This window comes from Peteryoungia algae, from assembly GCF_030369675.1.
Lineage (GTDB): Bacteria > Pseudomonadota > Alphaproteobacteria > Rhizobiales > Rhizobiaceae > Allorhizobium > Allorhizobium algae.
The window spans coordinates 3,742,008-3,760,915 of the sequence record NZ_CP128477.1; the positions used below are offsets into that span (position 1 = coordinate 3,742,008).

Genomic DNA, 18,908 nt, shown 5'->3' on the forward strand with positions numbered 1-18,908 from the left:
TTGGCCTGCCGCGTTTGGTGAGGGGCTGATACAAGGATTGCCTGCTGATTTCAAGACGCATTTCGGCAGCGGGGCAAAAAATCACCGGCCGCAACCGGGCGCGCGCTTCTGGTTAAACGGCCAAGTCTTGGGCCAGCTGTCCAAATGCGACCGTGTCGTCCTCCTCGAACTGCGAGGGCAGTTCCGGAAATCCTCCTTGATTGGCGCCGAACTGCAGTCCCGCCTCGTCCTCGACTTACCGTTCGCCAGTTATTCGCCCGCTGAAGAAGGCGGAGGATGGATGCGGCGAGTGCAGGCGGGGTCCGAAAGCTGATGCTGGGGTCCCCGAAACTTGGATCTTCGGGGACCCCAGCAATGATGATCTCAGCCGCAAATCGCCTTTTTTGCGCTCCTGTATTCGCGCTCCAGCCGGTCGACCACGGCGGAAACCGGCTCGACGGCCTTGACCGCGCCGATGCCCTGACCGCAGCCCCAGATGTCCTTCCAGGCCTTGGCGCCGGTGGTCGCCTTGTCGAAGTCCATTTTCGACGGGTCGGCCTCCGGCAGATTGTCCGGATCGAGGCCGGCAGCCGCGATCGAAGGCTTCAGGTAGTTGCCGTGAATGCCGGTGAAATAGTTGGAGTAGACGATGTCATTGGCATGGGCATCGACGATCGCCTGTTTGTAATCGGCCGAGGCGCGAGCCTCTTCGGTCGCGATGAAGGGGGAGCCGATATAGGCCATGTCGGCCCCCATCGCCTGGGCGGCGAGCACCGCGCCCCCATTGGCGATCGCACCGGCAAGAAGAAGCGGGCCGTCGAACCACTCGCGGATTTCCTGGACGAGGGCAAAGGGCGAAAGCGTGCCGGCATGGCCGCCAGCCCCGGTCGCAACAGCAATCAGGCCGTCCGCGCCCTTGCGGATCGCCGAGTTCGCGTGACGGTTGTTGATGACGTCATGCAAGACGATCCCGCCGTAGGAATGTACGGCAGCATTCACTTCCGGCACGGCCCCGAGCGAGGAGATCACGATAGGAACCTTGTATTTCACACACATCATCAGGTCATGCTCGAGCCGCTTGTTCGACATGTGCACGATCTGGTTGACCGCAAAGGGGGCGGCCGGACGATCCGGGTTCTTCGCATTATGGGATGCGAGATCCTCGGTAATCTCGGCGAGCCACTCATCGAGCTGCGCCTCGGGCCGGGCATTGAGTGCCGGGAACGAGCCGACAATACCGGCCTTGCACTGGGCCAAGGTCAGTTTCGGATGTGATATGATGAAGAGCGGCGAGGCGACGACGGGTAGTCTCAGAGTGTCTTTCAGGATCGGCGGCAGGGCCATCACTTCACCTCCCAGGAAGTTTACGTTTACGCAAACGTCAAATATCAGATCCTTCGCCGGGAGGAAAGCCGGGCTGCACAATTCGCGCTGTGAACGGGCAAAACCGCCTTCGTTGGCCCGCGCGCGGCCGGGGCGATCTGGCCTCATTCCTGTGTTTATTGCGCTGCATACGGGGTTTCCGGGCTTGTGCTGGAAAAATCGAGCGTTTACCGAATCTATACGATGATTGCGATGTGGCTTGGGCGACCCCCGAAGGAGTATGGCGGCCAATGAGTGGATTGGAAACAGCCATCAGGAACGCCCTCGAGCGTTCCGACCGCGCCAATGCGGAGACGCGCGCCCGTGTCTATCAGTCGGCGCGACAGGCCCTGGAGACGGGGCTGGGCAAGCAGAACATCGATGACCCCGAGGCGATCAATTATCAGCGGCGCCGGCTTGAGGCGCTCATCCATTCGATCGAACAGGAAGAGCGCGCCCGGCTGGAGGTAAGGCCGGAGGTTTCTGCTCCGCAAGCTGCTGTTCCGGTGGCGCCGACGCTGCGCGCGGCGCCGGAACCGGCAACAACACCTTTGCCGGAGCGTCGCGGAGGCCGCGTCGAACCGGGTTTTGCATCCCTTGACCCACCGGTCTCCCGGGCGGCGGGTCAGGGCGATCCCTCCTTCGGCGATGAGATCGAAATGTCATCCACATTGGCGCACGACGCCCATGCGAATGACGAGGGTCCCATGCCCGACATGCGCTCGGAGCGGCCGCTGAAGGCACCGCGACGTCGGCGCGGCCTCGTGGCGCGCCTCCTGATGCTTTCGGTCTTTGTCGCGACCCTCGGGATCGGCGCGTGGTGGGTCTATTCGTCCGGCCTGCTGCTGTCGGATGCGGAGCGCGACACGTCCGTGCCCAATCCGCCCCCGCGTGTCGAGTCCGAGGACTTCTCCGGAACGCCCGATCCGGCATTGTCGCAAGGCGCGGCCGGTCCCCAGGCGCTCGATGCCCGCGGCGGGTTTCCCGATGACTGGATCGAGGTGTTCGAGCCGCAGCAGGTCTCCGCGATCCGGCCGCGCGCCAATGCCCTGGTCGATATCGTTGCGGCCGGCGATGGCAATGCCGCCCAGATCGTTTCGCGCAGCCGTGACGCAGCGGGTGCCGTCGAAGTGACCGTGCCGGCAGACGTCCTTCGGGAAATGGCCGGCCGTACGTCCACCATTGCGCTTACACTGCAATCGACAGACGACAAGCCGGTCCAGATATCGGTGGAATGCGACTTCCCACGCATGAGCGATTGCCCGCGCCACCGCTTCACGGTTAATCCGCAAAAGCTCGACGCGCTCTTTCGCGTTTCCTTCGAGAACGACATGGCGCCCTCCACGCCGGGGCGCCTCCTGATCAATGCCGACATCGAGGGCGGCGGACGCGGTGTCAATCTCTATGCCATTCGCGTCCTGCCCGGACAATGATCGCGGCAGCGGGCAGGGCGGTCTCGGGAGGCAACTCTCTCAGGCCAGAAAGTCCGGCCCGCTACCGATGATCTTCTTGTCCAGCTTGCCGATGTTTTCCAGGTCCTTGCCGTCGTAGTCGAGTGACAGCAGCATATGGCGGATCAGATTCAGTCGTGCGCGGCGCTTGTCGTTGGCATGCAGCACGGTCCAGGGCGCCCGCTCAGTATGCGTCTCCTTCAGCATCCGGTCCCGCTTCATCGTATAGTCGTCCCACTTGTTTAGTGCGGCGATGTCCATGGGTGACAGTTTCCAGCACTTCAGCGGGTCGTGCCGGCGATCATGGAAGCGCTTCAGCTGCATTTCCTGCCCGGTGCCCAGCCAGAACTTGAAAAAGCGAATGCCTTCCCGTTCGATCAGCTTTTCGAAACGCGGCACCTGCTCCAGGAAGCTTTCATATTCGTCCGGCGTGCAGAAGCCCATGACCGGTTCGACGCCGGCACGGTTGTACCAGGAGCGGTCGAAGAGGACGAATTCCCCCGCCGTCGGGAAGTGCGAGATGTAGCGTTGGAAATACCATTGGCCACGCTCCGTCTCCGTCGGCTTGGTCAGGGCGACGACCCGGGCGGAGCGCGGGTTCATGTAGGAGAGCGTTGCATGGATCGCTCCACCCTTGCCTGCCGCATCGCGGCCCTCGAACAGCGCCATGACCCGTTCGCCGGTCTTCTGCATCCAGAACTGCACTTTGACGAGTTCGATCTGCAACTGCTCCAACTCCGCATTGTATTTCTTCTGCGAGAGTTTCTTGTTGTAGGGGAAGCCTCCGGACTTCAGGGCTTCGTCTTCGATCCAGTCCGGCAGGTCTGGCTGGTCGACATCGAAAACCTGTTGCTTGCCTCCGACCGTCAGTGTCACTGCCCGGCTTTCCGTCTGCGCGTCCATCGTCTTCCCCGTCTGCTTTGTTGGATTTCTGCTACTTGAGCCTATGCCGAAATGAAGTTCAAGCGGGTCGGTTCCAGGTCTGGTCGAATGCACAGGCGGGGATAAGCCGCGTGGTGCGATGGTGGAGTGGTGTAACTTCTGTCATGAATCGCAGTTATCAGGCATCCAGTGATGACGAGGCGGAGCGCGCGGCGCGCAATGGCAGACGACAGCGGGGCAAAGGATATGAGGACCGGCGGCGCCGGATCGGGCGACGGTTGGCGCGCCGAACTCAGGCGGGTATTCTCCGCCTGGCTCTACATTCTGTCCGCGGCGATCCTCGCAGTCGGCGCCTGGGCGACCGGGGCCGCCACCGGCTTGGCCGTCACTCTCTTCGTGCTCCTGTTCCTGCTCGCGGTCTTCCGGCAATGGCCGTCAAAGGACGGTCAGAGCGTGATTGCGCCGGCTCTCGCTGCGCCCGAGCCGCCGCCAGACCCGCTGCCGCTGATCCTTGCTTCGCTCGATGCGCTCGATATGCCGATCTTCGTGCTGAATGCGGCTTCCGAGCTGATTGCCGGAAATCAGGAGGCTGCCAAGGTCTTCGGCACGCCGCCGGCCGGACTGCATGTCTCGACGCGCTGGCGCTCGCCCGGCATTCTCGACATGATCCGCGAGACGATCGAAACCGGCGAGCCGAACCAGATCGAGCACTCCGAACGCCTTCCCTCGGAAAGAGTCTATATCGTCCGCGTCGCCCCCGTGCTCTCCGACGGGGCGGAAGCGACAGCCTATTTTCTTCTCTCATTCCGCGACATTTCGGAACTGCGGCGCCTGGACCGGATGCGCAGCGATTTCGTCGCCAATGCCAGCCACGAACTGCGCACGCCGCTCGCCTCTTTGCGCGGCTTCATCGAAACCATGCAGGGACCGGCCCGTGACGACGCGAAGGCGAAGGACCGTTTCCTCGCCATCATGCTCGATCAGGCGAACCGCATGAGCCGTCTCGTGGACGATCTCCTGTCTCTGTCCCGGTTGGAACTGAAGGCCCATTTGCCGCCGGATCAGAAAGTGGAACTCGCGCCGATCCTCGGGCATGTGCGCGATAGCCTCGCACCGCTCGCAGCCGACCTCGGGGTCGAGATCAGGCTCGATCTGCCGGACGAAAAGGTCGAGGTGATGGGCGAGCGCGACGAACTCGTACAGGTCTTCGAAAATCTGATCGAGAACGCCTGCAAATATGGCCAGGACGGCAAGGTGGTTGAGGTGTCGCTGCGTCGTGAACCGGGCGGCGCGACAGAAGTGAGCGTGCGCGACCATGGTCCGGGCATTCCGGGCGAGCACGTGCCGCGCCTCACGGAGCGCTTCTACCGAGTCAGTGTCGAGGACAGCCGGTCGAAAAAGGGCACCGGTCTGGGGCTCGCCATCGTCAAGCACATCCTGACGAGGCACCGTGCGCGCCTGATTGTGAAGTCCAAGATCGGCTCCGGCAGCGAATTTACCGTGCGCTTCTGACATAAAACGGCAATGTCCAGAGCTGTCGACCGAATATGTTGTTGTTTTTCAACGACTATCTTTGTCACAAATGTTTCACCCAACTGACATAAAAGCGTGAGCCTAGAGCCGCTAGAACGCAGCGGTCGACGCTTGGCACTCGCCGCGACGGCCGCAAAGACACACAAGCCCATTCCGGGAGATGATCATGAACGCTCTGAAACTTTCCGTAGCTGCCTTGGCGGCCTCCGTGGCCTTCGCCGGCGCTGCTGTAGCCCGCGACCAGATCCAGATTGCTGGTTCCTCCACCGTTCTGCCCTATGCCTCTATCGTTGCCGAAGCCTTCGGCGAGAACACCGACTTCGGAACTCCGGTTGTTGAGTCCGGCGGTTCTGGCGCTGGCCGCAAGAAGCTCTGCGAAGGCGTGGGCGAGAACACCATCGACATCGCCAATTCGTCGTCGCGCATCTCCAAGTCTGACATCGAGCTCTGCAAGACCAACGGCGTGACCGACATCCAGGAAGTTCGCATCGGTTACGACGGCATCGTCTTTGCCTCGGACATCAATGGTCCGGAATATGCCTTCACCGCCGCTGACTGGCACAACGCTCTCGCGGCCAAGGTCGTCAAGGACGGCCAGCTGGTCGACAACCCCTACAAGGCCTGGAATGAAATCCGCGCCGACCTGCCGGCTCAGCCGATCCTGGCCTTCGTTCCGGGCACCAAGCACGGTACCCGCGAAGTGTTCGACACCAAGGTCATCATTGCTGGTTGCGAAGATAACGGCACGTTTGAAGCCCTGAAGACGGCAGCCGGTGGCGACGAAGACAAGGCTGAAGAAGGCTGCATGGCGCTCCGCACCGATGGCGTATCGGTCGACATCGACGGCGACTACACCGAGACGCTCTCCCGCGTCGACGCCAACAAGAACGCGATCGGCGTCTTCGGTCTGTCCTTCTACCAGAACAACACCGACAAGCTGCGCGTAGCAACCATGGGCGGCGTCGTGCCGTCGGTCGAAACCATCGCCAAGGGCGAATACCCGGTTTCGCGTCCGCTCTACTTCTACGTCAAGAACGCGCATCTCGACGTCATCCCGGGTCTCCAGGAATACGTAGAGTTCTTCGTCTCGGACGAAATGGCCGGCCCGGATGGCCCGCTGGCTGCCTACGGTCTCGTTTCCGACCCGGAACTGGCCAAGACGCAGGAAGCCGTCAAGGCCCGCACGCCGATGGCGCCGCTGAACTGATCTGACGCAGCGACCGGCGGCACGAAGCGTGCCGCCGGTTTCTTTCTGCTGGGGAAATGGCGGGTAACATGAACGCGAGCATCATCGTCCTCTGTATTCTAGTGCTTGCGGCACTCGGCTTCGTTCTCGGCCGGCGGCAGGCTCTTTCCGTTTCGGCCGCACGCGGCACGAAGCTTCACTCTCTGCCCGGCTATTACGGACAGGTCGTCGGCCTTGTCACGGCTGTCCCGGCTCTGTTGTTGCTGATGGCTTGGCTCTTCATTCAGCCGGCAATCGTTGAAGGCCGCATCGCGGCGACCATTCCCGACAGCATCGTGCCCGAGGGTGGTGCCCAGAGTCTGGTCATGGCGGATGTCCGGCGCATAGCGGATGGTCTGAGCGCTGTCGAGGCTCGCGCTGCCGAGGCCGGTGCCGACGTCAATGTCGAGGCGCTCGACGCCGGCAATGTCCGCGCTCGGCTCGCCGAGGTCGGCGTTGCTCTCGGCTCAGACGTGCCGGTGGAAGTTTTCGAGGCGGCCAAGTCTTACCGTAGCCAGTCCGATTTCGGTCACCTGCTGATGACGATCGCCGTGCTGGCGCTTGCCATTGCCGCTTTGCCGCTGGCCTATGTCCGCATCAACCCGGAACTGCGCGCACGCAATCTGAGCGAAAGTTTCGTCAAGACGGTGCTCCTCCTCTCGTCGCTGGTCGCCATTCTGACGACCGTCGGGATCGTCGGATCGCTCGTCTTTGAAACCTACGTATTCTTCACCATGTATCCGGCGAGCGAGTTCTTCTTCTCGACCGTCTGGAACCCGCAATTCCGTGGTGGCTCTGAACTTGGCATCCTGCCGCTGCTCTGGGGCACCTTCTACGTCTCCATCATCTCGCTGATCGTCGCTGTTCCGATCGGTCTGATGATCGCGGTCTATCTGTCGGAATATGCCGGTCCGACCACCCGCAGCATCGTCAAGCCGGCAATCGAAGTTCTGGCGGGCATTCCGACCATCGTCTACGGTCTGTTCGCCCTGGTCACTGTCGGTCCCTTCCTCCGTGATTATTTCGCCGAGCCCCTCGGCCTCGGGACGTCTTCGTCTTCCGTCCTGACTGCGGGCCTCGTAATGGGCGTGATGATCATCCCCTTCGTCAGCTCGCTGTCGGACGATATCATCAACGCCGTGCCGCAGACTTTGCGCGATGGCTCTTACGCGCTGGGCTCGACCCAGTCTGAGACGATCAGGCAGGTGGTTCTTCCGGCGGCACTTCCGGGCATTGTCGGTGCGATCCTGCTGGCCGCGAGCCGCGCCATCGGTGAGACCATGATCGTGGTTCTCGGAGCCGGTGCATCTGCCAAGCTCGACATCAATCCCTTCGAGGCGATGACCACGGTAACGGTCAAGATCGTCAGCCAGCTGACCGGTGACACGGAATTCGCAAGTCCCGAGACCCTCGTCGCCTTCGCCCTCGGCCTCACCCTCTTCGTCATCACCCTCGGCCTCAACGTCGTGGCCCTTTACATTGTCCGCAAGTACCGGGAGCAGTACGAATGACCGATCTCACCGCTATCGGAGCCCCGATGCCTGCGGAAAAGAAGTCGATCCTCACGGTCGATGATCGCACGCGCAACCGCAACAAGGCCGAAGTCCGCTTCCGCATGTGGGGCAAGGCAGCCGTCACCTTCGGCATCGTTGCACTGATCGGACTTCTGCTCTCCATCATGTCGAACGGCTTGTCCTCGTTCCAGCAGACCTTCGTCACGCTGGACGTCTATCTGGATCCGGCAAAACTCGACAAGGCTGGCAATCGCGACCCGGCGGACATTGCCAAGGTCACCACGTTTGGCTATGCGCCGCTCATCGAGCAGGCCGTGGCCAGGGCGCTGGAAGACAAGGGACTTGCTGCCGAGGGCCTGACGCCCAAGGCTGCTGCCGAGCTCATCTCGAAGGAAGCGGCCGCCGATCTGCGCCGCTTCGTCATCGCCGATCCCTCCGTGATCGGCCAGACCTACCCCTTCGACTTCCTCGCCGGTGGCCGTATTGACGGCTACTACAAGGGTCGCGTGACGATGGAGAGCGCGGCTCTCGATCGCAATGTCTCGCCGGAACAGCTCGTTCTTGCGGACAATTTGAAGGAAGCCGGCATTCTGGTGACGAAGTTCAATTGGGGCTTTTTCACCGCGCCTGACGCATCCGATACGCGTCCGGAGGCCGCAGGCCTCGGTGTCGCCATCATCGGTTCAGCCTATATGATGCTGATCGTGCTGGTGCTGTCGCTACCTCTCGGTGTCGCGACGTCGATCTATCTCGAGGAGTTCGCGCCGCAGAACTGGTTCACCGACCTGATCGAGGTCAATATCGCCAATCTCGCCGCCGTGCCCTCGATCGTCTTCGGTATTCTGGGCCTTGCCGTCCTGATCAATTTTGTCGGCCTGCCGCAATCGGCTCCGATCGTCGGCGGTCTCGTTCTCACGCTGATGACGCTGCCCACGATCATCATCGCCACCCGCTCGGCACTCAAGGCCGTGCCTCCGTCGATCCGCGATGCTGCACTCGGCGTCGGCGCCTCGAAGATGCAGTCGATCTTCCATCACGTCCTGCCGCTTGCCATGCCGGGCATCCTGACTGGCGCGATCATCGGTCTCGCCCGTGCGCTCGGTGAAACAGCGCCGCTGCTCCTGATTGGCATGGTTGCCTTCGTGCGCGAATACCCGGCCGGTCCGCCGGACGGCTTCTTCCAGCCGGCCTCCGCTTTGCCGGTCCAGGTCTATAACTGGACCCAGCGTGGCGACCCGGCCTTCGTGGAGCGTGCCTCCGGTGCGATTATCGTGCTCCTCGTGTTCCTGATCCTGATGAACCTGATCGCAATCATTCTTCGTCGCCGCTTCGAGCGTCGCTGGTAAGGAGTTATATGATGATGAACAATCTCGCGACCAAGATGACCACGACGAAAGCGCCACCCATGACTGAAAGCAAAATCACCGCCCGCAACGTGCAGGTGTTTTACGGTGACAAGCACGCCCTCAAGGACGTCAACATCGACATCCGCCCCCGCTCCGTTACGGCCTTCATCGGACCGTCGGGCTGCGGCAAGTCGACCTTCCTGCGCTGCATCAACCGCATGAACGACACGATTGCGAGCTGCCGCGTCGAGGGAAACATCCAGATCGATGCGGAAAACATCTACGACCCCAAGGTTGACCCCGTGCAACTGCGCGCCAAGGTCGGCATGGTTTTCCAGAAACCCAACCCCTTCCCGAAGTCGATCTACGAAAATGTCGCCTATGGTCCGCGCATTCACGGCCTGGCCCGCAACAAGGCCGAGCTGGACGAGATCGTCTCGATCGCGTTGCAGAAGGCCGGCCTCTGGAATGAGGTGAAGGATCGTCTCGACTCTGCCGGGACCGGCCTCTCCGGTGGTCAGCAGCAGCGTCTCTGCATCGCGCGTGCCGTTGCCGTCAGCCCCGAAGTCATCCTGATGGATGAGCCCTGCTCGGCGCTCGACCCGATCGCGACTGCAAAGGTCGAGGAGCTGATCCATGAACTGCGCGAGAACTTCACGATCGTGATCGTAACCCACTCGATGCAGCAGGCCGCCCGCGTTTCCCAGCGCACGGCTATGTTCCACCTCGGCGAGCTGGTCGAGGAGAACGACACTGACAAGATGTTCACCAACCCGGATGACCAGCGCACCCAGGATTACATCATGGGCCGCTTCGGCTGAGCCCTGACGTCATTCACGGTTGAACTCAATTTCAAGGACGTTTCAAATGGGCTCCTCTCACATCTACTCGGCCTTCGACGAGGAACTGAAGTTCCTGATGCGCCGCATCTCCGAAATGGGCGGTCTTGCGGAACAGATGGTCGCCGAAAGCGTGCGCTCGCTGGTCAATTCCGACGCCGCACTTGCGCAGAAGGTCATTTCTGACGACGTCGTCATGGATGCCATGGAACGCGAGATCGGTGACAAGGCGATCGTGACCATCGCCAAGCGCCAGCCGGTCGCATCAGACCTGCGCGAAATCATCGGCGCTCTTCGCATCGCTGCGGACCTCGAGCGTGTCGGCGATCTCGGCAAGAGCAACTCCAAGCGTGTGGTGGCCATTCAGGCGACCGGCGTTCCGCGCAAGCTCGCCCGTGGCCTCGAACATCTCTCGGACCTGGCGCTTGCCCAGCTCAAGGAAGTGCTCGACGTCTATACGACGCGCTCGGCCGAGAAGGCCAAGTCGATCCGTGATCGCGACGAGGAAATCGACGCAATCTACACCTCGCTGTTCCGCGAACTCCTGACCTACATGATGGAAGATCCGCGCAACATCACGAGCTGCACGCATCTTCTGTTCTGCGCCAAGAACATCGAGCGTATCGGCGATCACGCGACGAATATCGCGGAGACGATCTATTACATGACGACCGGCGCACAGCCGGAAGGCGAGCGCCCGAAGGAAGACCTCACCTCTTCCGTCGGTGCGATCACCGAGTGATGTTGGCCAGCGAGGTTGGTTTTTGATGCAGCCGAAGATAGCCGTGGTGGAAGACGAGGAGGCCCTGTCGGTCCTCCTCCGTTACAACCTTGAAGCCGAGGGATACGAAGTCGAGACGATCCTGCGGGGGGACGAGGCAGAGATCCGCCTGCAGGAGCGGGTTCCCGATCTCTTGATCCTCGACTGGATGCTCCCGGGCGTCTCGGGCATCGAGCTCTGCCGGCGCCTGCGTGTGCGCCCCGAAACCGAGCGCCTGCCAATCATCATGCTGACCGCCCGTGGCGAGGAAAGCGAGCGGGTTCGTGGCCTGGCGACGGGAGCAGATGACTATGTCGTGAAGCCCTTCTCCACGCCGGAACTGATGGCTCGCGTCAAGGCCATGCTGCGGCGTGCCAAGCCCGAGGTTCTCTCCAGCGTCCTGCGTTGCGGGGACATAGAGCTCGACCGTGAGACACATCGTGTTCATCGCAAGAGCCGCGAGGTTCGTCTCGGTCCGACGGAATTCCGGCTCTTGGAATTCCTCATGGCCTCCCCGGGGCGCGTCTATTCCCGGTCTCAGCTGCTGGACGGTGTCTGGGGACATGACATTTATGTCGACGAGCGCACCGTCGATGTGCATGTCGGCCGCCTGCGCAAGGCGCTGAATTTCTCCAACATGCAGGATGTCATTCGCACGGTTCGCGGTGCGGGCTACTCCATGGAAGCCTGAACCGGCTTGCCAGACGATCGAAGGGGCCGCGCGGATCATCCGCTGCGGCCCCTTTTCCTTGTTGGTGCGGGCGCCAAAAGAAAACGGGCCCCGAAGGACCCGTTGGATGTCTCTGTCTCTGGCCGAGGGATCAGCGAGCCTTGCGGCGTTCACTGACCGGCTGATAGGCGAGCTTTGCATGGTAAGTGCAGTAGGGCGCGCTGTCGGCGATTTCGCAGCCGCAGAAGTGGAAGTCGTCCTTCATCGGATCGCCGATCGGCCACTTGCAGGTCCGCTCGGTCAGTTCCGTCAGTGCCAGGCGGCGCGAAATCGGAACAACCACGTTCAGGGAACGCCGAACTTCGACCTCTTCGTAGGCCTCGACCTCGATCTCTTCCTTCAGCATCGTGGCGCCTGCAGCGCGGGTGACGGTGCGGGTGGTCGTGCTGGCTGCCGGGCGGTTCTGGAAACTTGCCGGACGCTGCGTCTGTGCAGGGCGCTTGGCCGGACGTGCTGCAGACGAGTTGCCGCCTGCCTTGGCGCGACCCGGAAGGTTAAGCCGGTGCACTTTGCCGATTACGGCGTTTCGGCTTACGCCGCCCAGTTGCGCTGCAATCTGGCTTGCGCTCAGGCCTTCGGCCCAGAGGCGCTTGAGTCTTTCAACCCTCTCATCAGTCCAGTTCATGCCATTCATCTCCGCCGCTCGCGTCTGTCATGGCAGAATCCGTCACCGTTGCTTCGAATGAATCCGAAACAAAACCGCCTCGATATTGTCGGTGAGCACTTCCGCCGCATGCAATCTGTTAATAAAATTTAACCTAGAGGTCGGCTGACTCCGTGACAAGAGTCGCGGGAATCATCTGGAATCGATTTCGCGGTTTTCCCCAACTTGCTTCCCGAGTGAGTCAAGTATGCAACAGATGGAATCTTCGCCGGCACTCGTCCTGCGCGTGTTGGCCGAAATCGCTCCAACTGCCGCGATTCCTGCAGAAAACGTTGACATTGCAAGGGTGAGTGGGGATAGTGCCCGCGCCGCCGCAAGGCGGCATTTTTAATTTTTTCGGAGCCTCGTGGAGGCCGCACCGTCCGGTGTGACGGATTGTCGAAAAGGATCGTGAACGCCATGGCCGAAGCTACGCCGCTCTACCAGACCTATAATCGGGCGCCGCTGCGTTTCGAACGAGGCGAGGGCGTCTGGTTGGTGACGGAAAGCGGCGAGCGCTATCTCGACTTCGCAGCCGGTGTCGCCGTCACGTCTGTCGGTCATGGTCATCCGCATGTCGTCGGTGCCCTCAAGGACCAGGCCGACAAGGTCTGGCACCTGTCGAACCTCTACGAAGTGCCGGGTCAGGAGGCGCTGGCCAGGCGCCTGGCGGAGGTCACCTTCGCCGAGCGCGTCTTCTTCACCAATTCCGGCGCAGAAGCGCTGGAATGCGCGATCAAGACTGCCCGCCGTTACCACTTCGCCAAGGGGCATCAGGAGAAATTCCACATCATCACCATGGAAGGCGCCTTCCACGGCCGAACCATTGCGACGATCGCCGCAGGTGGCCAGGAGAAATATCTGGAAGGTTTCGGTCCCAAAGCGCCTGGCTTCGACCAGGTGCCGTTTGGCGATCTTGAGGCACTCAAGGCCGCGATCACGGATTCAACGGCTGGCATTCTGGTCGAGCCGGTCCAGGGCGAGGGCGGCATCCGTCCGATCCCTGTCGAAATGCTGCGGGCGCTGCGCGACCTCTGTGACGAGCACGGCTTGCTGCTGATCCTTGATGAAGTCCAGTGCGGCGTCGGCAGGACCGGCAAGCTTTTCGCGCATGAATGGGCCGGCATCACCCCGGACCTTATGGCGGTTGCCAAGGGCATCGGCGGCGGGTTCCCGCTCGGTGCCTGCCTTGCGACCGAGGAAGCCGCTTCTGGCATGAAACCCGGCACCCACGGCTCGACCTATGGCGGCAACCCGCTCGCCATGGCCGTCGGCAATGCCGTGCTCGATGTCGTGCTCGCGGACGGTTTTCTCGACAACGTGCGCGACACGGCGCTGGTCTTCCGCCAGGGCCTCGCTTCGCTGAAGGACCGTTTCCCGGATGTGATCGAGGATGTGCGCGGCGAAGGCCTGATGCTGGGGATCAAGGCCAAGGTTCCGAATACCGACCTTCTGATGGCAATGCGTGACGAGCATCTGCTCGGTGTTCCCGCCGGCGACAACGTGATCCGCCTGCTGCCGCCGCTGACGGTTACGGCAGAGGAAGCGCGCGACGGCCTCGCCCGCATCGAACACGCAGCCGAACAGATCCGCGCCAAAGCTGCAGTCGCAGCCTCTGCCTAAGACAGGACGCTCTCTCATGGCCTCTTCCAAGCATTTTCTCGATCTCTCCGCCATGACGTCAGGGGATCTGCGCAGCATTCTAGAAGACGCAAAGACCCGCAAGCAGGCGACGAAAGCCGGCACCGCCGACAAGCCGCTCGCCGGCAAGATGCTCGCGATGATCTTCGAGAAACCCTCGACGCGCACGCGTGTTTCCTTCGATGTCGGCATGCGCCAGCTGGGCGGCGAGACGTTGTTCCTGTCCGGCACCGAAATGCAGCTCGGCCGTGCGGAGACGATCGGCGACACCGCCAAGGTGCTGTCGCGCTATGTGGATGCCATCATGATCCGCACGACCGACCATGCCCGCCTTCTGGAAATGGCGGAACACGCGACGGTGCCTGTCATCAACGCCCTGACGGATATGACGCATCCCTGCCAGATCATGGCCGACATCATGACGATCGAGGAGCATCGGGGCTCCGTCGCCGGCAAGACGCTGGCCTGGACCGGCGATGGCAACAATGTCCTTCATTCGCTGGTCGAAGGCGCTGCCCGCTTCGGCTACCGCATGAACATGGCGGTGCCGCTCGGCTCCGAACCGGATGACAAGATCCTCAACTGGGCTCGCAACAATGGCGGCGAGATCATGCTTTGCCATGATGCCGACCGCGCGGTGACCGGTGCCGATGCCGTCATTACCGACACCTGGGTGTCGATGAACCAGGAGCACAAGGCGCGCGGCCACAATGTCTTCCAGCCTTTCCAGGTCAATGCGGAGCTGATGAAGAAGGCGAATGACGAGGCACTCTTCCTGCACTGCCTGCCGGCGCATCGCGGCGAGGAAGTGACCGACGAGGTGATCGACGGCGCGCAGTCGGTGGTCTTCGACGAGGCGGAGAACCGCCTGCATGCGCAGAAATCGATCCTCGCCTGGTGCCTCGGCGCAATCTGAGGCCGGTTTCAGGCAATTTATGTCCGACTTGACGTTTGGCGCAGGTGATCCCATCTGTGCCCTTTCTGATCGGGCCGCTCAGGCGGCCAAGCGTATGGCACCCCGTGTGCCGGGAGTACATTCATGGCGATGAAACAAGCAGAACTCGGCGAATTCGGTTTCGCCGGCGACGATCGTGTGGTCCCCTTCCAGGTGGACGGTCTCGACGTGCGTGGTCGCGCCGTGCAGCTCGGACCGCTGGTCAATTCCATCCTCGACCGTCACGCCTACCCGGCGCCGGTTGCACGGCTTCTCGCCGAAGCGATCGTGCTGACGGTGCTGATCGGCACTTCGCTGAAGTTCGAAGGCAAGTTCACGGTCCAGACCAAGGGTGATGGCCCGGTCGACCTGCTCGTCGCCGATTTCAGCTCGCCCGAAAGCGTGCGCGCCTATGCCCGTTTCGATGAACAGGCTGTGGCGGATGCGGTGGCTTCCGGTCGCGCATCGCCCGAAGAACTGCTCGGCGAGGGCATGTTGGCCTTCACCATCGACCAGGGCGCCTACATGCAGCCATATCAGGGCATCGTCCCGCTCGACGGGACCTCGCTTGAGGACATTGCCGGGGTCTACTTCCGCCAGTCGGAACAGATCCCGACCAGGGTGCGTCTGGGCGCTGCCGAGCTCTTCGACCGCGACGAGGATGGCAAGCCCCGCCGGACCTGGCGCGCCGGCGGTCTCATCGCGCAATTTCTGCCGGATGCACCGGAGCGCATGCGCCATCCGGACCTGCATGGTGGCGACGGCGACGACCGCGATACGGACCTGCATGGTGACGAAGCCTGGGACGAAGCCCGGATGCTGGTCGATACGATCGATGCCGACGAGCTCACCGATCCCTTGGTCGGCGTCGAGCGGCTGCTCTTCCGCCTGTTCCATGAGCGCGGCGTTCGTGCCTATGCGCCTCAGGTGGTCCACGATCGATGCAGCTGTTCCCGGGACCGCCTGAAGGGCGTTCTCCAGGGCTTCACCGCTGAGGAGATCGAAGCGAGCACGGAAGACGGGCAGATCACGGTGACCTGCGAATTCTGCTCGACCGACTACCACTTCGAGCCGGCAGAGCTGACGCCGGCTTGAAAGCAGGCACGGAAGAAGACACGAAACGCCGGAGCGATCCGGCTTTTTCAATGCCCGGCAAGATCCGGTTCTTGCAGATTGGAAGCGACGGGAAGGCCCTGTCGCATGGCTTGGACATGAGGCGTGCATCGATTTTCACGCCGCCTGGTCGCCGACGGTTCGTCAGGCTTCCGTGGTGAGCTTGTCCGCCTGGAGCGCTTCGGCGACGGCGATGTCCGCCATGGCGAGGATAGCCTCGCGCGAACGCGCTGCTGCGATGAAGCGAGCGTTGTGGCAAAAGCTGGCGCCTTCGACGCCGCACACGGCTTCAAGGTCGCCATTGCTCAATCCCGCCCATGCCGCAGGCAGGTCGGCGCGTTGCTCGAAACTGTTCTCCGATTTGCGGATGCCAGTGATGCACCAGTCCTTGTCGCGGGGGTGCACGACGAAGAGCAGGTGGTCAGCGCCTGCTTTCACGATCGCGGGACGGAAGGGCATGCCCATCTGCAATTCCAGCACATGCCGGTCTCCCGTTGCTGCGATCGCCTCGAGGACCATGCTCTCGGCCCTGAGCTTGGAGGCCCGTTGCGCAATGCCGGCTTCGACGATGGCGCGGGCGATCGAGAGCGCCGCTTGAAAACCCCGGTCGTCCGAGCCTGGCGCCCTGTCGTCGAAGACGGGTTTCAGGGTTTCCAGGAGGCTCGGCAGTGTGAGGTCGGCCAGAGGCCCGGCCGTCGCGGGGCTGAGGGCGCCATTGTCTAGCAGATCGATCGGGAGAACGAACTTGGTGTCGAAGCTCTCGTGGATTGCATCGACATGGCCGACCGGAACGCCGAGAACGGCGAGATAGTCCTTCCCATAATGCTTCCAGACGAGGCCGAAGGAGCTGAAGGGCTGGCCATCCTCGCGGAGCGGAGCGCCGCGCTGATGGTGATCAAAGATTTGGGCGTTTGCATCATAGGCGCCGCCGACATCGTAGATGATGCGGTCTGTCGCGGGCGTGATCCAGTCGGGCGCCCGGCTGCGCACGATCTTCGCATCCGGGAAAAGGCGCGTCAGGATGACGGACGACAGCAGTTCGTCGGCATGGAAGCCGCCACTATGGGTGACGAGATACTGGATGCTCATGCCGGATGGTGCCCCTGGCTGGAAGTACGGATCTGACCTTCCAGATAGCGGCTGGGCACGCGCAACTCAACCGCAAAGCGCTAATTGAGCGTGCGAACCATGCCCGGACTGTCCAGAGAGAAGGCGGGGATTTCGACATCGAATGCCTCGCCGTCGTCGGTCTCCATGCGATAGGTGCCATACATCATGCCCGACGGCGTATCGAGCGGGCAGCCGGAGGCGTATTCATAGGTGTCGCCGGGGGCGAGGCAGGGCTGTTCACCGACGACGCCGGGGCCGCTCACTTCGTCCACCTGGCCGTTCTGGTCGGTGATATGCCAGTAGCGATGCGTCAGGCGCACAGTCTTCGCCGAATGATTGGAGATCACGATCCGGTAGCCCCAGACGTAGCGGCTGTCATCCGGGTCAGACTGTTCCTCGAGATAGTAAGGTTCGACCAGAACCTCGATGTCCCGTGTCAGTGCGCGATACATGCATGGACCCTGCGAAAGCGTGTCTTCATTCCCATAGAGATGGCGTTCTTTGTGGCGGCAACAAGATCCGCCGCGGAACGTCACATTGCCTTGAAGGGATAACGACGCAGCCCGTCGCGTCAAGGGCAAGGGGGCAGTCGCGACGCCACTCGCGGCTGATAATTTTTGTATGCCGAAGCGCTTCGGTGTCGGCTCAGATGGCCCTGAACGCCTTTTCGAAGTCTTCGATCAGGTCCAGCGTGTCCTCGATCCCGCAGGACAGACGGACAGTGCCGCCCGAAATCCCGAGCTCGGCGCGGGCTTCGTCGGTGAGGTTCTTGTGGGTGGTGGTGGCCGGATGGGTGATCAGGCTCTTGGCGTCGCCGAGATTGTTGGAGATCTTGATGATCTCGAGCGCATTCTGCAGCTTGAAGGCCGCGTCCTTGCCGCCCTTCAGCTCGAAGCATACCAGCGTCGAGCCGCCGGTCATCTGCTTGGCGATGATATCGGCCTGCGGATGATCCTTGCGTCCGGGATAGATCACCTTCGCCACGGCACCCTGTTCCGCGAGGAAATCGGCGATCGCTGCGGCACTCGCCGTTTGCTGCTTGACGCGCAGCGGCAATGTCTCGACGCCCTTCAGAAGCGTCCAGGCATTGAACGGCGACATGGCAGGGCCGGTATGGCGGAAGTAATCGTGCAGATTCTCGTCGATCCACTCCTTCGACGACAAGACGACGCCGCCGAGGCAGCGGCCCTGGCCGTCGATATGCTTCGTCGCGGAATAGACGACGACATGCGCGCCGAGCTCCAGAGGCTTCTGGAAGAGCGGGGTGGCAAAGACGTTGTCGACGATCAGCTTGGCACCGATCTGGTCGGCGAGCTTGGCGACGCCCGCGACGTCGATTACTTCGAGCGTCGGGTTGGTCGGGCTTTCCAGGAACATGACCTTGGTATTCGGCCGGATCGCGGCTTCCCAATTGGCGAGGTCCCGGCCGTCGACCAGTGTGCATTCCACGCCGTAACGAGGCGCCAGCGTCTCGACGACGTAACGGCAGGAGCCGAAAAGCGCGCGGGCAGCGACGATATGGTCGCCGGCCTTGACCTGGCACAGTACGGCGGCGGCGACGGCAGCCATGCCCGACGCCATGGCGCGGGCATCTTCGGCGCCTTCCATCATGCACATGCGCTTTTCGAACATGTCATTGGTCGGGCTGCCGTAGCGGGCGTAGATATAGCCTTCGTTCTCGCCCTTGAAGCGGGCCTCCGCCGCTTCCGAGCTGTCATAGACGAAGCCCTGGGTGAGGAAGATCGCTTCGGACGTCTCGCCATAGGGAGAGCGTAGCGTGCCGCCATGGACGAGGGTGGTTGCCGGGCGCCAGTTCTTGCTCATGCGCGTGCCTTTCGAACACAAA

General features: G+C 62.2%; 17 protein-coding genes. 11 read left to right on the forward strand and 6 right to left on the reverse strand.

The window, feature by feature from the left end; all coding sequences use genetic code 11:
• Positions 1 to 363: 363 nt before the first annotated feature.
• A complete protein-coding gene (locus QTL56_RS17765; RefSeq protein ID WP_245134519.1) occupies positions 364 to 1,323 on the reverse strand; it encodes an NAD(P)H-dependent flavin oxidoreductase in 960 nt (319 codons plus the stop codon).
• 269 nt (positions 1,324 to 1,592) lie between these two features.
• Between QTL56_RS17765 and QTL56_RS17770 the strand changes: the two genes are divergently transcribed.
• Positions 1,593 to 2,774 carry an FUSC family protein gene (locus tag QTL56_RS17770; RefSeq protein ID WP_245134522.1) on the forward strand — a complete coding sequence of 394 codons (1,182 nt, stop codon included), beginning with the start codon at positions 1,593 to 1,595 and terminating at the stop codon, positions 2,772 to 2,774.
• A gap of 39 nt (positions 2,775 to 2,813) precedes the next feature.
• On the opposite strand, the gene ppk2 is transcribed toward QTL56_RS17770, so the two are convergent.
• A complete protein-coding gene (gene ppk2 / locus QTL56_RS17775; protein ID WP_229573339.1) occupies positions 2,814 to 3,695 on the reverse strand; it encodes a polyphosphate kinase 2 in 882 nt (293 codons plus the stop codon).
• A 198-nt stretch (positions 3,696 to 3,893) separates the two neighbouring features.
• Here ppk2 and phoR point away from each other — a divergent pair, with 198 nt between their 5' ends.
• From phoR to phoB, 7 genes are all read left to right on the forward strand, one after another.
• Positions 3,894 to 5,186, forward strand: a complete 1,293-nt coding sequence (gene phoR, locus QTL56_RS17780) for a phosphate regulon sensor histidine kinase PhoR (RefSeq protein WP_245134524.1) — start codon at positions 3,894 to 3,896, stop codon at positions 5,184 to 5,186.
• Between the two features lie 187 nt (positions 5,187 to 5,373).
• The gene (locus QTL56_RS17785) at positions 5,374 to 6,414 is read left to right on the forward strand and encodes a substrate-binding domain-containing protein (RefSeq protein WP_229573337.1); all 1,041 of its coding nucleotides are present in this window, start codon (positions 5,374 to 5,376) and stop codon (positions 6,412 to 6,414) included.
• A 68-nt stretch (positions 6,415 to 6,482) separates the two neighbouring features.
• Positions 6,483 to 7,943, forward strand: a complete 1,461-nt coding sequence (gene pstC / locus QTL56_RS17790; protein WP_245134526.1) for a phosphate ABC transporter permease subunit PstC — start codon at positions 6,483 to 6,485, stop codon at positions 7,941 to 7,943.
• A complete protein-coding gene (gene pstA, locus QTL56_RS17795) occupies positions 7,940 to 9,292 on the forward strand; it encodes a phosphate ABC transporter permease PstA (protein WP_245134528.1) in 1,353 nt (450 codons plus the stop codon). The genes pstC and pstA overlap by 4 nt, the downstream gene beginning before the upstream one ends.
• A 35-nt stretch (positions 9,293 to 9,327) precedes the next feature.
• A complete protein-coding gene (pstB, locus tag QTL56_RS17800; protein ID WP_229573893.1) occupies positions 9,328 to 10,113 on the forward strand; it encodes a phosphate ABC transporter ATP-binding protein PstB in 786 nt (261 codons plus the stop codon).
• Between the two features lie 46 nt (positions 10,114 to 10,159).
• Entirely contained in the window at positions 10,160 to 10,873 is a 714-nt protein-coding gene (gene phoU, locus QTL56_RS17805) for a phosphate signaling complex protein PhoU (protein WP_229573335.1), read from the forward strand.
• A gap of 25 nt (positions 10,874 to 10,898) precedes the next feature.
• Positions 10,899 to 11,582: a phosphate regulon transcriptional regulator PhoB gene (gene phoB / locus QTL56_RS17810; protein ID WP_076391845.1), complete on the forward strand. Its 684-nt coding sequence runs from the start codon at positions 10,899 to 10,901 to the stop codon at positions 11,580 to 11,582.
• 130 nt (positions 11,583 to 11,712) lie between these two features.
• On the opposite strand, the gene QTL56_RS17815 is transcribed toward phoB, so the two are convergent.
• Complete coding sequence (locus QTL56_RS17815; protein ID WP_229573334.1) at positions 11,713 to 12,246, reverse strand: GcrA family cell cycle regulator; 534 nt, start codon at positions 12,244 to 12,246, stop codon at positions 11,713 to 11,715.
• A 438-nt stretch (positions 12,247 to 12,684) separates the two neighbouring features.
• On the opposite strand from QTL56_RS17815, the gene QTL56_RS17820 reads away from it, so the two are divergent.
• The 3 genes from QTL56_RS17820 (at position 12,685) to QTL56_RS17830 (ending at position 15,934) form a co-directional block, all read left to right on the forward strand.
• Positions 12,685 to 13,887 (forward strand): aspartate aminotransferase family protein, encoded by a 1,203-nt coding sequence (locus QTL56_RS17820; protein WP_245134530.1) that lies wholly within the window; start codon positions 12,685 to 12,687, stop codon positions 13,885 to 13,887.
• Between the two features lie 16 nt (positions 13,888 to 13,903).
• Positions 13,904 to 14,821 carry an ornithine carbamoyltransferase gene (argF, locus tag QTL56_RS17825; RefSeq protein ID WP_245134533.1) on the forward strand — a complete coding sequence of 306 codons (918 nt, stop codon included), beginning with the start codon at positions 13,904 to 13,906 and terminating at the stop codon, positions 14,819 to 14,821.
• 123 nt (positions 14,822 to 14,944) lie between these two features.
• Positions 14,945 to 15,934: an Hsp33 family molecular chaperone gene (locus QTL56_RS17830; protein ID WP_245134535.1), complete on the forward strand. Its 990-nt coding sequence runs from the start codon at positions 14,945 to 14,947 to the stop codon at positions 15,932 to 15,934.
• 162 nt (positions 15,935 to 16,096) lie between these two features.
• Here the strand turns inward: QTL56_RS17830 and QTL56_RS17835 are convergent, their stop codons facing one another.
• The 3 genes from QTL56_RS17835 to QTL56_RS17845 form a co-directional block, all read right to left on the reverse strand.
• Positions 16,097 to 17,041: an MYG1 family protein gene (locus QTL56_RS17835; protein ID WP_245134537.1), complete on the reverse strand. Its 945-nt coding sequence runs from the start codon at positions 17,039 to 17,041 to the stop codon at positions 16,097 to 16,099.
• 80 nt (positions 17,042 to 17,121) lie between these two features.
• On the reverse strand, positions 17,122 to 17,514 hold the full coding sequence (gene apaG / locus QTL56_RS17840) for a Co2+/Mg2+ efflux facilitator ApaG/CorD (RefSeq protein ID WP_229573326.1): 393 nt from the start codon (positions 17,512 to 17,514) through the stop codon (positions 17,122 to 17,124).
• 193 nt (positions 17,515 to 17,707) lie between these two features.
• Positions 17,708 to 18,886, reverse strand: a complete 1,179-nt coding sequence (locus QTL56_RS17845) for an O-succinylhomoserine sulfhydrylase (RefSeq protein ID WP_245134539.1) — start codon at positions 18,884 to 18,886, stop codon at positions 17,708 to 17,710.
• Positions 18,887 to 18,908 lie beyond the last annotated feature (22 nt).

What these genes read in the sequence shown, in the direction of transcription:
- QTL56_RS17765 (WP_245134519.1), bottom strand. Translation starts at nt 1,323, where the DNA reads ATGGCCCTGCCGCCGATCCTGAAAGACACTCTGAGACTACCCGTCGTC.
- QTL56_RS17770 (WP_245134522.1), top strand. Translation starts at nt 1,593, where the DNA reads ATGAGTGGATTGGAAACAGCCATCAGGAACGCCCTCGAGCGTTCCGAC.
- ppk2 (WP_229573339.1), bottom strand. Translation starts at nt 3,695, where the DNA reads ATGGACGCGCAGACGGAAAGCCGGGCAGTGACACTGACGGTCGGAGGC.
- phoR (WP_245134524.1), top strand. Translation starts at nt 3,894, where the DNA reads ATGGCAGACGACAGCGGGGCAAAGGATATGAGGACCGGCGGCGCCGGA.
- QTL56_RS17785 (WP_229573337.1), top strand. Translation starts at nt 5,374, where the DNA reads ATGAACGCTCTGAAACTTTCCGTAGCTGCCTTGGCGGCCTCCGTGGCC.
- pstC (WP_245134526.1), top strand. Translation starts at nt 6,483, where the DNA reads ATGAACGCGAGCATCATCGTCCTCTGTATTCTAGTGCTTGCGGCACTC.
- pstA (WP_245134528.1), top strand. Translation starts at nt 7,940, where the DNA reads ATGACCGATCTCACCGCTATCGGAGCCCCGATGCCTGCGGAAAAGAAG.
- pstB (WP_229573893.1), top strand. Translation starts at nt 9,328, where the DNA reads ATGACCACGACGAAAGCGCCACCCATGACTGAAAGCAAAATCACCGCC.
- phoU (WP_229573335.1), top strand. Translation starts at nt 10,160, where the DNA reads ATGGGCTCCTCTCACATCTACTCGGCCTTCGACGAGGAACTGAAGTTC.
- phoB (WP_076391845.1), top strand. Translation starts at nt 10,899, where the DNA reads ATGCAGCCGAAGATAGCCGTGGTGGAAGACGAGGAGGCCCTGTCGGTC.
- QTL56_RS17815 (WP_229573334.1), bottom strand. Translation starts at nt 12,246, where the DNA reads ATGAACTGGACTGATGAGAGGGTTGAAAGACTCAAGCGCCTCTGGGCC.
- QTL56_RS17820 (WP_245134530.1), top strand. Translation starts at nt 12,685, where the DNA reads ATGGCCGAAGCTACGCCGCTCTACCAGACCTATAATCGGGCGCCGCTG.
- argF (WP_245134533.1), top strand. Translation starts at nt 13,904, where the DNA reads ATGGCCTCTTCCAAGCATTTTCTCGATCTCTCCGCCATGACGTCAGGG.
- QTL56_RS17830 (WP_245134535.1), top strand. Translation starts at nt 14,945, where the DNA reads ATGGCGATGAAACAAGCAGAACTCGGCGAATTCGGTTTCGCCGGCGAC.
- QTL56_RS17835 (WP_245134537.1), bottom strand. Translation starts at nt 17,041, where the DNA reads ATGAGCATCCAGTATCTCGTCACCCATAGTGGCGGCTTCCATGCCGAC.
- apaG (WP_229573326.1), bottom strand. Translation starts at nt 17,514, where the DNA reads ATGTATCGCGCACTGACACGGGACATCGAGGTTCTGGTCGAACCTTAC.
- QTL56_RS17845 (WP_245134539.1), bottom strand. Translation starts at nt 18,886, where the DNA reads ATGAGCAAGAACTGGCGCCCGGCAACCACCCTCGTCCATGGCGGCACG.